The organism is Marinactinospora rubrisoli, assembly GCF_042664915.1.
Lineage (GTDB): Bacteria > Actinomycetota > Actinomycetes > Streptosporangiales > Streptosporangiaceae > Marinitenerispora > Marinitenerispora rubrisoli.
In genome coordinates this window covers 61351-73986 of the sequence record NZ_JBHTBH010000004.1, presented here as the reverse complement: position 1 = coordinate 73986, position 12636 = coordinate 61351, and the positions used below count along the sequence as shown (strand labels likewise).

The following is a 12636-nucleotide window of genomic DNA, read 5'->3' as shown; positions in this document are numbered from 1 at the left end:
GAGCTGCCCGAAGGGAGGTTGGGGACAGGCGACATGGCTGAGCAGTGCATGGCGGTCGGCACGATGCACCCCGCCGTACCTCCCACCCATGCTGCCCAGCCCTCGCGTCCGTCACTCCCGGTATGAGCACCTTCATGATTGAGCCAGGTGCGCGGTTGGCCGGCCGCTACCGACTCGACGAGTTGGTGAGCGAGACCAGCGGCGCCACGCTGTGGAAGGCGACCGACGAGACGCTGGCCCGCCTGGTCGCGGTCTGGACGTTCGCCGAGGGATTCCCCCGGACCGGTGAAGTGGTGCGCGCCGCCCGTGCGGCCAGCCGCGTCGCGGACGCCCGCGTCACCCAGGTCTTCGACGCCGACGACTCCGGCCCCACCGCCTACGTGGTCGAGGAGTGGGTCGTCGGCCAGTCACTCACCGAACTGCTCGCGCAGGGGCCACTGGAGCCCGAGCGTGCGGCGGGGCTGATCGCCGAGGCCGCCGAAGCGGTCGCGGCGGCCAACGCCACCGGCATCTACCACCTGAGCCTCTCCCCGAGCAATCTCATGTGGAGTGCCGGCGGCGCGGTGAAGGTCACCGGTATCGGCGTGGACGCCGCTCTGCGCGGCATCACCGCGCAGCAGCCCGGTCTCGCCGACGCCCAGGGACTGGGCCGCCTCATGTACGCCGCCCTCACCGCCCGTTGGCCGGGCGGTGAACAGAGTGGGCTGCGGCCGGCACCGGTCATCTCCGGCCGTCCCTGCGAGCCCAGCCAGATCCGGGCCGGCATCCCCGGCCGCCTGAACGACGTCAGCTGCCGTGCCGCGTTCCAGACGCACGGCCGGGGCGGACCGCTGAGCAGCGCACAGGCCATCGCCGACGCCCTCGCCGATGTGCCGCGGCTGGTCCCCATGCCCACGACGCCCGCTGCGGGCCCCGCGCCCGCGCCCCGCGAACAGGCCGCCGCCCGTGAGGTGGGCGAGCCGGCGCCCCCGCGTCCCGCGGCACGGCCGGCCGGCTCCCGCCGGGCCGCGTTGCGCCCCAGCCCGTCGTCCTCCCGGATCACCAAGGCGCTGGTCGGTGTCGTCGCGCTCCTGGTGTTCGTCGCGGTGGTGCTCGGGGCGTGGACCCTGGGCAGCGTGATGAGCAGCGGCGGCAACGAGGCCGGCACCACGCCGCAGGACGAGGAGGAACAGCAGGCGTCGACCGACGGCGACGTCGAACTCACCGTGCTCGAACCCGCGGGCGCGGCCGGATTCAATCCCGAGACCGGCGACGACGAGCACTCCGACAAGGCCCCCAACGCCATCGACGGCGACCCGAGCACCCGATGGAACACCACCGGCTACATGCGGGCCGACTTCGGCGGCCTCAAGAGTGGAGTCGGTCTCATTCTCGACATGGGCGACCCCGTGGAGGTCCACGAGGCCACCATCGACTTCGGGGGTGGACCCTACGATTTCGAGATCCTGATGGGAGACCAGCCCGAGCAGAGCGCGCTCACTCCCGCGGCAGAACAGAGTGGGGCGTCGGGCGAGGTTACCGTTAAGCTGGCCGAGCCCACTACGGCACGGTATGTGGTGGTGTGGTTCACTAATGAGCTACCCCCCGACGGCGGCGGCGCGTACCGGGGCACTATCAACGAGGTCGAGCTGCGCGGGAATACGTGACAACGGTGATGGACGCGGTTCAGGAGCTCCCCGACAAGGAGCTGTTGTCCAGACATGCTCAAGGCGATGACCAGGCGTTCGGCGAGCTCGTGCGCCGTCATCGCGAACGCATGTGGGCCGTGGCGATCCGCGTCCTGGGAGATCCCGAGGAGGCGTCGGACGCCCTGCAGGACGCCTTCCTGTCCGCGTTCCGCGGTGCGCACCGGTTCCGCGGCGAAGCCCAGGTGAGCACCTGGCTGCACCGCATCGTCGTCAACGCCTGCCACGACCGCATGCGCCGCAAGATGGTGCGCCCCGCCATCCCCACCGACGACGCGAACCTCGACGTTCTGTCCAACGAGCGCTACAAGGGCACCTCACCCGATCCCACGAGCCGCACCGACGCCGCGCTGGACGTGCACGCCGCCCTGGAGCGGCTGCCCACCGAACAGCGCCTGGCCCTCGTCCTGGTCGACATGCTGGGCTACCGGGTCGACGAGGCGGCCGAGATCCTGGAGGTCGCCGCCGGCACCGTGAAGAGCAGATGCGCCCGCGGACGGGCGCGGCTTCTGCCACTTCTCGTCCACCTGAGGAACCCAGAGCCGCCGCAAGACGTCACATCTCCGAGAGGAGGTGGCAGGAAATCGTGACGTCTCATGTCGACACGGAGACCCTCGCCCTACTGGCCGAAGGACTGCTGGAGGGTGACGAGGAGGACTCCGTTCAGGCTCACGTGGGCGAATGCGAGCGGTGCGCCGACGAATTGACCGCGCTCGCCGACGTTTCACGAGTGCTGGCGGAGGTGCCGGCGACGCCACTTCCCGATGCCGTCGTGGCCCGGATCGACGACGCGCTCCGCGCCGAGGCCGAGAACCGCGGCGCGGCCGCTCCGCCGGACGAGGCGGCACCGCCGGCCCAGGACATCGCCCCCGTCGTCCCGCTGCGCCGCCGGAGCGGTCCCACGAGGTGGCTGCCCTACCTGGCGGCGGCCGCCGCCGCGGTGTTCGTCATCGGGGGCGGAACCGCGGTCCTGCGGGAAGTCATGACACCCGACTCCGCCAACGCCCCGCTGTCCGCACCGCAACCCGGAAGCAGTACCGGGCCCGACGCCGCGCTCGCCTACTATCCCATTGTCGTCAGCACCGGCACCGACTACACCGCCGCCACGCTCGCCGACCAGGGCGGCGTGCTGATCCAGCGCGCGGGCGTGCAGGGCGCCGCGGACGAGAGCGGCACCGGCGGCGCGCCGGGTACGGATCCGCTGCCGTCCCCGACCGCGTTGCCCTCCGACCTCTCGGCGTGCGTCCACCGCATCGACGTCGACGGCCAGCAGCGTCCCAAGGTGATCGATCTGGCCAGCTACGAGGGCGCCCCCGCGTGGATCATGGTCTTCGGCACACCGCCGGACGGCACCGGGACGCCGCACGAGTACACCGTGCGGGTGGTCGCGCCGGAGTGCGGTACCGCGGGCGGAGCCGACGACGCCGTGCTCGCCGAGGCCACCGTCCCGGTCTCCTGACCTGACCGGCCTGGAGCTCCTGAGAGCGCCGCTGCGGCAACCCCATCCCCGTCAGCGGTCACACGGGCTCCCCGTCCGGCTCCCGGTCCGGCACAGCGCTACTGAGGGCGCCGGGCGCGACTTCTCGCGTGTGCCCGGGGCGGGACACGACGGAATCGCGTCGCGTCACGGCCCGGGTCCGGCGATCGGCCGGACCCGGGCCGCACCGATCGGTGGTGTTCTTCCAGGCCCCACCACCACGGGAATGGCCGGGACCTACCATCTGTTGGAAGTGAACGACTTTCCCGTCGCTCTGCCGAGCGACCGTACGAGTGAGGGGCCTGCGCACGTGAGCGACGTCCGAAACGTGATCATCATCGGGTCGGGGCCGGCAGGGTACACAGCAGCCGTCTACGCCGCGCGCGCCGAACTGCGGCCGCTCGTGTTCGAGGGCTCGGTCACCGCTGGCGGCGCGCTGATGAACACCACCGACGTGGAGAACTTCCCCGGTTTCCCGGACGGCGTCATGGGTCCCGACCTCATGGACAACATGCGCAAGCAGGCCGAGCGGTTCGGCGCCGAACTGCGGGCCGACGACGTCACCGAGGTCGACCTCACCGCCGACCCGAAGGTGGTGAAGGTCGGCGACGAAACCTACCTCGCCAGGTCCGTGATCGTCGCCACCGGTTCGCAGCACCGCAAGCTCGGTGTCCCGGGCGAGGACGAGTTCTCCGGCCGGGGCACCTCGTGGTGCGCCACCTGCGACGGATTCTTCTTCCGCGACCAGGACATCGCCGTGGTCGGCGGTGGTGACACCGCTATGGAGGAGGCCACGTTCCTCACCCGGTTCGCCCGCTCCGTGACCGTCATCCACCGCCGTGACGAACTGCGCGCCAGCAAGATCATGCAGGACCGCGCCATGAGCAACGACAAGATCTCGTTCCTCTGGAACAGCGAGGTCGTCGAGGTCCTGGGCGACAAGAAGGTCTCCGGAGTCCGCGTGCGCAACCGCGTCACCGGCGAGGTGAGCACGCTGGACATCACCGGCCTCTTCATCGCGGTCGGGCACGACCCTCGGGTGGAGCTGTTCCAGGGCCAGCTCGATCTCGATGACGAGGGCTACCTGGCCGTCGCCTCTCCCACCACGCACACCAAGATTCCGGGAGTGTTCGCCTGCGGCGACGTCGTGGACCACCGCTACCGGCAGGCCATCACCGCCGCCGGCACCGGGTGCGCCGCCGCGATCGACGCCGAGCGGTACCTCGCCGAACTCACCGACTGACATGTCCGGACGTCCCTCCCGCACCGCAGCCGCTCGGGTCGACCGTCGGTGCGGCCGGTGGGGACGTCACCGCTGTTCCATGTCCACCCGTTTGTAAGGAGTTTCCGTGGCCAACCTCAAAGAGGTCACCGACGACAGCTTCGCCGCCGATGTCCTGAAGAGCGACAAGCCCGTCCTGGTCGACTTCTGGGCCGAGTGGTGCGGGCCGTGCCGGATGGTCACCCCCATCCTTGAGGAGATCGCCGCCGAGCACGGCGACAAGCTGACCATCGTCAAGCTGAACACCGACCAGCAGCCGAACGTGACGCGAGAGTACGGGATCATGCAGATCCCCACCATGAACGTGTACCAGAACGGTCAGGTGGTCAAGCAGATCACCGGCGCGCACCCCAAGCGGCAGCTCCTGAAGGCACTCGAAGAGTTCATCGCCTGACCGGCGACGGATCGTCAGATCGGTGAGTCGACTCACCGACAGGTCGCCGTTTCACGTGAAACATCGGTGGGCGTCCCCACTCGCACGTCGCCCAGCTGACGCGCGAATCGGCGGTCAGCCGGCGACCCGGTCCCGGATCGCCTCGAACTCCTCCGCGAAGGTGTTGCCGGGACATTCCGTCGTCAGCCAGTCGCGGTGCCGCGAGAGACCCTGCACCGTGCGGGTGGCCCCGTTCACCGGGTTGACGTACTCGATCTGCGCCACCGGGTCCACCCCGGTGAGGCCCGCGAGGGTCCGGAGCACCAGTACCAGACTGTCCTGAGCCGCGGGAGTCGGCAACGAGTCGGTGAAATCGCCCAGCAGACAGACGCCGATGTTCCCGCTGTTGTAGCCACCGACGTGCCCGGCGGTCACCGACCGGGCCCGGCCCGGCACCGGGAAGGTGTCGAAGATCGGCAACCCGCCTTCCCTCGTGTAGCGGCCTTCATAGACCGTGCCGGCCGGGTCGATCAGCAGGTGGTATCCGATATCGCCCCATGCCTGCTCCACCGCGTGCAGGTGGTAGATCGCCCGCACCGACTCACGGGGATCAGCGGCCACCGGCATGGCGGCGTGGTGCACGGTCAGCGCCTGCACCGGGTAGTACTCCCGGGGCCACAGTTCCTGACCCGACTCGTCGTACCGCAGCGACTCGTCGGCGCCCCAGCCGGCGCGGGAGAGGTAACGGAAACCCGCCCGGCCGTCCCCACCACCGGTGGCGGACAGCCGTCCGGTCGCTTCTCCACTCACACGCAGCGCGGCACCGTCCCGGGTGTTGATCGCCAGCGTCTCGGCCGGTGCACCGTCCGGCAGCCGGACCTCGTAGGCCACCGCTCCCGCCGGAGCCGCCACCAAGGCGACCGGCTCGGCCGGGCGGTCGTCGCGCGCGTGGTCGGCGAAATGCAGCGGACGCCACTCCGCGTCCCCGTTCGCCTGGTCGAACCTGATCCGCCCGCCGTGCAGGGCCGGGTCGGCCCGAACCGCCACGTGGTCGAACGCGGCTTCCGGCCGGACCCGGCCGGAGGCCGCGCCCTGGCGTTCCGTCACGGTCCGCGGAAAGGTGCGACCGCTTCCGGCCGCGACGGGAGCAGGTGCCGCCAGGTCGAGTCCGCCACCGACCGTGAGCACCGTTGCCGCCGCCCCGAGGGTCATGAACTGTCGTCGTCGCATCGCCCGTCCGTTCTGTTGGGGTAGAGCGGAGGCTGCCCGAGCACCGCCCCGGCGGCGGTCCCGCGCAGCGGCTCCGGCCGAGCCAGGAGCCGCTGCCGAGAATGGCAGTGCAAAGTGACGGTTCGGCTACACGACCGGCTCCGGCCATTCGGTGGGCGGATGAGGGAGGGGCACCACCGCGTCGTTGCGGTGGTGCCCCTCCCTCATCCGCCTGCTCAGGCCGACGCTGCGCCGGACGGCGCAATGACATGTCGCCGTGTCGACAGGTCACCGTGCCGACGGCGCCACCGGTCGTGCCTCGTCAGTCCTCCTGGGTCGGCGGAGCCATGGTGGCGATGATGCGCTCCAGGTCCTCCATCGTGGCGAATTCGACCACGATCTTGCCCTTCGTCCGGCCCATGTTGACCTTCACCCGGGTGTCGAAGACGTCGGAAAGTCGACTTGCCAACTCCTCGATCTGCGGAGAAGTCTCCTGTCGCACCGGCTTCCGCCGATCGGTCGGCGCGGGGGTGTCGTCCCCCACCGTGATGATGTCCTCCACCGCCCGAACGGAGAGACCTTCGGCGACGATCCGTTGCGCCAAGCGGTCCTGGGCCTCGGTGTCGTCGACCGATAGCAGCGCCCGCGCGTGGCCGGCGCTGATGACGCCCGCCGCCACTCGACGCTGCACCGCCGGCGAGAGGTTGAGCAGCCGCAGGGTGTTGGTGATGTGCGGACGCGACCGGCCGATCCGCTTCGCGAGCTCGTCGTGCGTCGCGCCGAAGTCGTCGAGCAGTTGCTGGTAGGCCGCCGCCTCCTCCAGCGGGTTGAGCTGCTGGCGGTGCAGGTTCTCCAGCAGCGCGTCCCGAAGCAGGTCGTCGTCACTGGTCTCCCGCACGATGGCCGGGATCTGCCGCAGGCCGGCCGCTTGGCTGGCCCGCCAGCGCCGCTCCCCCATGATGAGTTCGTAGCGGCCGCCGTCCAGCTTGCGCACCACGATCGGCTGGAGCAGCCCGACCTCGGTAATGGAGGCGGTCAGCTCGGCGAGCGCCTCCTCATCGAAGTGCTGGCGTGGCTGACGCGGGTTGGGGGTGACCGAGCTGAGCGCGATCTCCTCCAGATACGCGCCGTCGACCGGTTCTGGAGCCGCCACGGGCTGCGGCCCAGGCGGCGTCGGCCCGGCTCCGTTTCCGTTCACCGGCCCTTGGGGGATAAGCGCGCCCAGTCCCTTACCCAGACCGCGCCGCTGCTGGCTCACCACCGACTCCCTTCACGAGGCAACATCAGCTTCCGACGACCGCCTTCGCGCGGAAGGCGATCTCACGTGCCGCCTCCATGTAGGCGACGGCACCGGTGGAACCCGGGTCGTACGTCATCACCGACTGCCCATAGCTAGGCGCCTCCGACACCCGGACACTGCGCGGCACCATCGTGCTCAGCACGAGGTCGCCGAAGTGCGACCGAACCTCATCGGCGACCTGTGAAGCCAGCCGGGTCCGTCCGTCGTACATCGTGAGCAGGATGGTGGAGATGGTGAGGTGCGGGTTCAGGTGCGACTTCACCAGCTCCACGTTGCGCAGCAGCTGGCCGAGCCCTTCCAGAGCGTAGTACTCGCACTGGATAGGGATCAGCACCTCTTCACAGGCGACCATCGCGTTCACGGTCAGCAGCCCCAGCGAGGGCGGGCAGTCGATGAAGATGTAGTCGAGGTCGCTGTAGTCGTACGCAGCGAACGCCCGCTTCAGCCGGGATTCCCGGGCTACCAGGGAGACCAGCTCGATCTCCGCACCGGCGAGGTCGATGGTGGCCGGCACGCACCACAGGTTCGGGATGTCGGGGACCGGCCGGGCGAGATCGCGCAGCTCCTCGTCCTCTACCAGGCAGTGGTAGATGGAACGCGCGTCGGTACCGCGCTCCATCCCCAGCGCGGTGGAGGCATTGCCCTGCGGGTCCAGGTCCACCACGAGCACTCGGTTACCGTGCATGGCCAGCGACGCGGCGAGATTCACCGTCGTCGTGGTCTTCCCCACGCCGCCCTTCTGGTTGGCGACGCTGACGATGCGGCAGCGATCGGGACGCGGCCACGACTCCTCGCCACGCCCCCGAACCGACATTGCGGCACGAGCCGCCCGCGCGATGGGGGTGTCAAGCTCTCCGCTGTACCCCGATTCCGGGGCACCGCCGCCGTTCTCGACGACGGTTTCACGTGAAACCTCGACCGAGGGCGCACCATCCCAGTTGGATGTTTCACGTGAAACATAGGGGTCCGGAGGTGACCCCAGTGAGAATTCCGCACGTGAAACCGGGCTGGTTTCACGTGAAACATAGGCGCCATCGGACTGGTTCTGGGGCACGAATGAGTTCACCTCTTCCGTCCGCGCTTCTTCCTCCCACCCGGCGCACGCCGCGTCCTGGGTGAGGCGGCCGGATCGCTCGCGGTGGTCACCGTGACACGAACGACCGTGGTAGCCGGAACGACTTTACCGTGCCCCACCCGAATCACATCGGCGACGCAAGGACGCTGTTCGGCCAAATCTGCCCGGGCGGCCGCGAGTTCCGCCTCCGCCTGCTCCCCCTTGAGCGCCAGCAGGCTGCCACCGGTCCGCAGCAGCGGCAGCGCCCACCCCGCCAGCCGCGGCAACGGGGCCACCGCGCGAGCGGTCACCACATCCGCTCGCAACTCCTTGCGTACGTCCTCAGCCCGGCCGCGCCGCACGGCGACGTTCTCCAGGCCGAGCAGCGAGACGCACTCCTCCAGAAAAACGGTGCGGCGCAGCAACGGCTCCAGCAGTGTGATGGAGAGATCAGGGCGCAGCAGCCCCAGGACCACCCCCGGAAGACCGGCGCCCGACCCGATGTCGATGACGTCCGCTCCCTCGGGGACCAACTCGGTCACGACCGCGCAGTTCATCACGTGCCGTTCCCAGAGGCGCGGCACCTCGCGCGGTCCGATCAGGCCGCGCTGCACCCCGGCGTCGGCGAGCAGTTCGGTGTAGCGCTCCGCGAGCGGCAGCGCCGCGCCGAACAGCCCACGCGCCGCCTCCGGCGCGGGCCCCGCGCCGGACTGCGGCTCACCCTCCGGGGTGCTCTCGACGGGCCGGGCCGCGTCGCCGGGCCGGTCTTCCCCCGCGGATACGTTCTCTTGGCCGGCTTTCTCGTCCCCCCGGTGGTGCGGCCCCACCCCGAGATCTCGCGCGGCGAAGTCTCGACGAGCGGTCATCGACTACCACCCAGGCCCTTTCGTTCCAGATCGACTGATGTGCACATCGCCAGATCCGCAGGTCGTCTGATCGCCATGTCAACAGGTCGACTCGTGGCCGAGTCGCCGAGGCGGCTCCGGAAATCCGCCTGCTGCCACGGGAACTGCGTTCGTCGGGCGACCGTCGCAATACATGGAACGGCGCCCCTCACGATCCTATGCGTGAGGGGCGCCGAATGTTTCACGTGAAACCGCGGCTGTGGACGGCCTCGGGGTCAGTCGGCGGGGTACACCACCACGAAGCGGTTCGGCTCTTCCCCTTCGGACTCGCTCCGCAGACCGGCCGCGGCGACGGCGTCGTGCACGACCTTGCGCTCGAACGGCGTCATCGGCTGCAGCGGCTTGACCTCACCGGTCTTCTTGACCTCCTCGGCCGCGTCCGCGCCGATCCGGGTGAGCGTCTTGCGACGCTGCTCCCGGAAACCTCCGATGTCCAGCATCAGCCGGCTGCGGGTGCCCGTCGTCCGGTGCACGGCCAGCCGCGTCAGTTCCTGCAGGGCCTCCAGGACCTCGCCGCGCTCGCCGATCAACTCGTCCAACGTGGCGCCCACCACGGAGACCATCGCACGGTCGCCTTCGACATCCATGTCGATGTCGCCGTCGAAGTCCGCGATGTCCAGCAGGCCCTCGATGTAGTCGGCCGCGATGTCGCCTTCCTGTTCCAGCGCCTCGATGTCGGTGCCGGGCTCGGCCGGGTCATCCGACTCGGGGGCGTCGACCACGGCGACGCTGGCGCGGCTCTCCGCCACGCTGTCGGTCTTGCTGTCGCTCACAGGCGGATGTCTCCTTCGGTCGCGATCCTGCGGCCGGTACGCGTCCGGGGCGAACGCCTGCGCACCGACCCCCGCAGGGTGATTCCCGTGATCAGTGGTCTCTACTGCCGATTCTGCGGGTTACCGCCGCTGCGCTTCGACCGCGGCTGCTTCTTCGGCTGCTTACGCTCGATCTTAGGCTGTTCCCCCGGCTCCGGCTGCGTATCCTTCGCCCGGCCGAGTCCCCGCTTGGACGCACTGGCGGCCGCGGGCTCGTCCCCCGGCGCCGGGATCCTCTTGTACAGGAAGTGCTGCTGGCCCATGGTCCAGATGTTGGAGCTCACCCAGTAGATCAGCACACCGATCGGCATCCCCAGGCCGAAGAGGCCGAACGCGGGCGCCATGTACATCATGATCTTCTGCGACTGCACCATGGGGTTGTCCGGCATGGTGGCCATCTGCGCCGCGCTGCGCTTGATGCTCTGCCGCATGGTGATGAAGGTGGTGGTGCCCATGATCACGCAGGCGATCGCGATGACGATCTTCGCCATGATCGGGTCCGCGGCGCCGTACTGCTCCAGCTCGGCCGCCGAGCTGGTGAACTGAGCGGCGATCGGCGCGTGGAAGATGAGCGCGCCCTGCGCGCTGTGGACCAGCTCCTCGGTGAAGCCGTACTGCGCGTTGCCCTGGGCGACGCTGCGCAGCACGCTGAACAGTGCGAAGAACACCGGCATCTGCAGCAGCAACGGGAGGCAGCCCATGACCGGATTGGTGCCGCTCTCCTGGTAGAGCTTCATCAGCTCCTGCTGCTGGCGCTGCTTGTCGTTCTTGTAGCGCTCACGCACCTTCAGCATCTGCGGCTGAATTTCCTGCATCTTCCGCTGCGTGTGCATCTGCTTCACGAACAGCGGAACCATGATCAGCCGCATGAGCACTGTCAGCGTGACGATGGACAGGCCCCACGCCCAGCCGCTGTCGGGATCCAGTCCCAGGAAGGTCAGACCCGAGTGGATCTGGATCAGGACCCACGCGACGATGTTGTACAGCCAGTCCAGCACCGGCCAACTCCCTCTACTTCAGTCCAGCTACAGGCCTGATGGGCCGGGAGGGTTATCTTCCCGCTCCGCAGCCGCTCGGGCTGAATTCTCCCGCTCCGCAGCCGCTCGGGCTGACCCGCCCGTCCCGGGTCCCGAGTCGTTCGCTTTCCGGGCGCTCTCGCCCTTACGAGGCGGCACCGGATCGATGCCCCCGGGGTGGAAGGGGTGGCACCGCCCGATCCTGCGGGCGGCGAGCCACAGTCCCCGGAGCGCGCCGTGCACTCGCAGTGCCTCAACCGCGTACGCGCTGCACGAGGGATAGAACCGGCAGACCGGTGGGAAGAGCGGGCTGATGAACCGCTGATAGCCACGGATGGGCAGAATCAGCGCACGCGCCGCGAGAGTCGGTCTGCCGTCGGTCATGGTCTCGCTCGCCCTCCGGGGTCCCGCCGCCCGGCGGCCGGGGCCGGTTCGGTGGCGCCGGGCCGGGTCGCTCCGTCCGACGATCTCTCGGACGTACGGCGTTCCTGGTCCCGCCGGTCCCGGCGACGGCGCGTCCCGCCACTGCGGGCGCGAAGGACGGAGTCCAGGGCGCTGTCGAGCTGCGCGGCCAGCGTGGTGTGCCCTACGTCGGCGGACAAGGGTTTCGCCCGCACTACTAGCAGGCTACCTGCCGGAAGTCGCCCGATCCGTTCCCGCATCAGGTGCCGTAGCCGACGCTGCACCCGTTTGCGGACCACCGCCCCGCCGACCGCCTTGCTCACGACGAACCCCACCCGGGGGGCGCCGGCGCCGGCGTCGTCACGCGGCGGCAGGTATCCGACGACGAGCGCGTCCCGCCCCGCACGGCGGCCACGGCGCAGCACAAGGGCGAACTCGGCGCTGTGCCGCATGCGGTGCTGAGGGGACAACATCGGATCAGTCCTCGAACACAACAAGCGGACCGGCTGCCGGGAGGGGCAGACCGGTCCGTTGTGACGATCGACTCGTAGCGACTAGTGGCTCACGGTCAGCTGCTCGCGCCCCTTGCGCCGGCGCGCGGCGATGATCGCGCGCCCCGCGCGGGTGCGCATGCGCAACCGGAAACCGTGGGTCTTCGCGCGACGCCGGTTGTTCGGCTGGAAGGTACGCTTGCTCACTGCTGGGCTCCAGGGCGTTGAGTGAAGTACTACCGACTGCGGCCCCACCGAGGCGGGACCCTGTTCCTGCTGCTGTCGCGGGGACGCTCAGCTGGAACATCGCCCGCTCGGGTCGCCGTCTCCGTGTCCTTGCCGGGCGGGACTCGATGGCCACGCGCTCCAGGGCCGCACAGAGAGATAGCGACTTAAGCATAAAGAACATACGGGCTGCCTGGGGCCCGGTCAAATCCGCGCCGACGCGCCGACGCACCAGAGCGGTCCCGCCACGGTACCGGGGATCGCGCCCGTCCGGCCCACTCTCCCCGCGCGGTTCGGGCCCCATGCGCCGACCTGTTCCCGCACCTCGCTCCGCCTCGCCGGTTCGCCGTCCCCCTCCGTCTTCTGGTGGATGCAACGCGACCTGTGGGCAACGGAGCGGTGAGC

General features: G+C 69.7%; 14 protein-coding genes. 5 read left to right on the top strand and 9 right to left on the bottom strand.

From position 1 onward, the window contains the following. Nucleotides 1–134: 134 nt before the first annotated feature. The 5 genes from ACFQRF_RS09395 to trxA all read left to right on the top strand — a co-directional run bounded on the left by ACFQRF_RS09395 (nt 135) and on the right by trxA (nt 4838). On the top strand, nt 135–1646 hold the full coding sequence (locus ACFQRF_RS09395; RefSeq protein WP_417498557.1) for a protein kinase family protein: 1512 nt from the start codon (nt 135–137) through the stop codon (nt 1644–1646). 8 nt (nt 1647–1654) lie between these two features. After that, on the top strand, nt 1655–2275 hold the full coding sequence (gene sigM / locus ACFQRF_RS09390) for an RNA polymerase sigma factor SigM (RefSeq protein WP_379870988.1): 621 nt from the start codon (nt 1655–1657) through the stop codon (nt 2273–2275). Next, nucleotides 2272–3144, top strand: coding sequence for a hypothetical protein (locus tag ACFQRF_RS09385; RefSeq protein WP_379870540.1), 873 nt, complete (start codon nt 2272–2274; stop codon nt 3142–3144). Before sigM ends, ACFQRF_RS09385 begins: the two co-directional genes overlap by 4 nt. A 328-nt stretch (nt 3145–3472) precedes the next feature. Beyond that, nucleotides 3473–4405: a thioredoxin-disulfide reductase gene (trxB, locus tag ACFQRF_RS09380; protein WP_379870539.1), complete on the top strand. Its 933-nt coding sequence runs from the start codon at nt 3473–3475 to the stop codon at nt 4403–4405. Nucleotides 4406–4511: 106 nt separating this feature from the next. After that, the gene (gene trxA / locus ACFQRF_RS09375; protein ID WP_379870537.1) at nt 4512–4838 is read left to right on the top strand and encodes a thioredoxin; all 327 of its coding nucleotides are present in this window, start codon (nt 4512–4514) and stop codon (nt 4836–4838) included. Nucleotides 4839–4952: 114 nt separating this feature from the next. Here trxA and ACFQRF_RS09370 read toward each other — a convergent pair whose 3' ends face one another. The 9 genes from ACFQRF_RS09370 to rpmH all read right to left on the bottom strand — a co-directional run bounded on the left by ACFQRF_RS09370 (nt 4953) and on the right by rpmH (nt 12213). Continuing rightward, the gene (locus ACFQRF_RS09370) at nt 4953–6047 is read right to left on the bottom strand and encodes a peptidoglycan recognition protein family protein (protein WP_379870536.1); all 1095 of its coding nucleotides are present in this window, start codon (nt 6045–6047) and stop codon (nt 4953–4955) included. 301 nt (nt 6048–6348) lie between these two features. Next, on the bottom strand, nt 6349–7284 hold the full coding sequence (locus tag ACFQRF_RS09365) for a ParB/RepB/Spo0J family partition protein (protein WP_379870534.1): 936 nt from the start codon (nt 7282–7284) through the stop codon (nt 6349–6351). A gap of 25 nt (nt 7285–7309) precedes the next feature. After that, nucleotides 7310–8140 (bottom strand): ParA family protein, encoded by an 831-nt coding sequence (locus ACFQRF_RS09360; protein WP_379870532.1) that lies wholly within the window; start codon nt 8138–8140, stop codon nt 7310–7312. Nucleotides 8141–8388: 248 nt separating this feature from the next. After that, complete coding sequence (rsmG, locus tag ACFQRF_RS09355; RefSeq protein WP_379870987.1) at nt 8389–9054, bottom strand: 16S rRNA (guanine(527)-N(7))-methyltransferase RsmG; 666 nt, start codon at nt 9052–9054, stop codon at nt 8389–8391. A gap of 446 nt (nt 9055–9500) precedes the next feature. Then, a complete protein-coding gene (locus tag ACFQRF_RS09350; RefSeq protein ID WP_379870986.1) occupies nt 9501–10007 on the bottom strand; it encodes a Jag family protein in 507 nt (168 codons plus the stop codon). 152 nt (nt 10008–10159) lie between these two features. After that, nucleotides 10160–11095: a membrane protein insertase YidC gene (gene yidC, locus ACFQRF_RS09345; protein ID WP_379870531.1), complete on the bottom strand. Its 936-nt coding sequence runs from the start codon at nt 11093–11095 to the stop codon at nt 10160–10162. Nucleotides 11096–11122: 27 nt separating this feature from the next. Beyond that, a complete protein-coding gene (yidD, locus tag ACFQRF_RS09340; RefSeq protein WP_379870530.1) occupies nt 11123–11497 on the bottom strand; it encodes a membrane protein insertion efficiency factor YidD in 375 nt (124 codons plus the stop codon). Further along, nucleotides 11494–11988: a ribonuclease P protein component gene (gene rnpA / locus ACFQRF_RS09335; RefSeq protein ID WP_379870529.1), complete on the bottom strand. Its 495-nt coding sequence runs from the start codon at nt 11986–11988 to the stop codon at nt 11494–11496. Before rnpA ends, yidD begins: the two co-directional genes overlap by 4 nt. Nucleotides 11989–12069: 81 nt before the next feature. Further along, nucleotides 12070–12213 (bottom strand): 50S ribosomal protein L34, encoded by a 144-nt coding sequence (rpmH, locus tag ACFQRF_RS09330; RefSeq protein ID WP_114396229.1) that lies wholly within the window; start codon nt 12211–12213, stop codon nt 12070–12072. Nucleotides 12214–12636 lie beyond the last annotated feature (423 nt).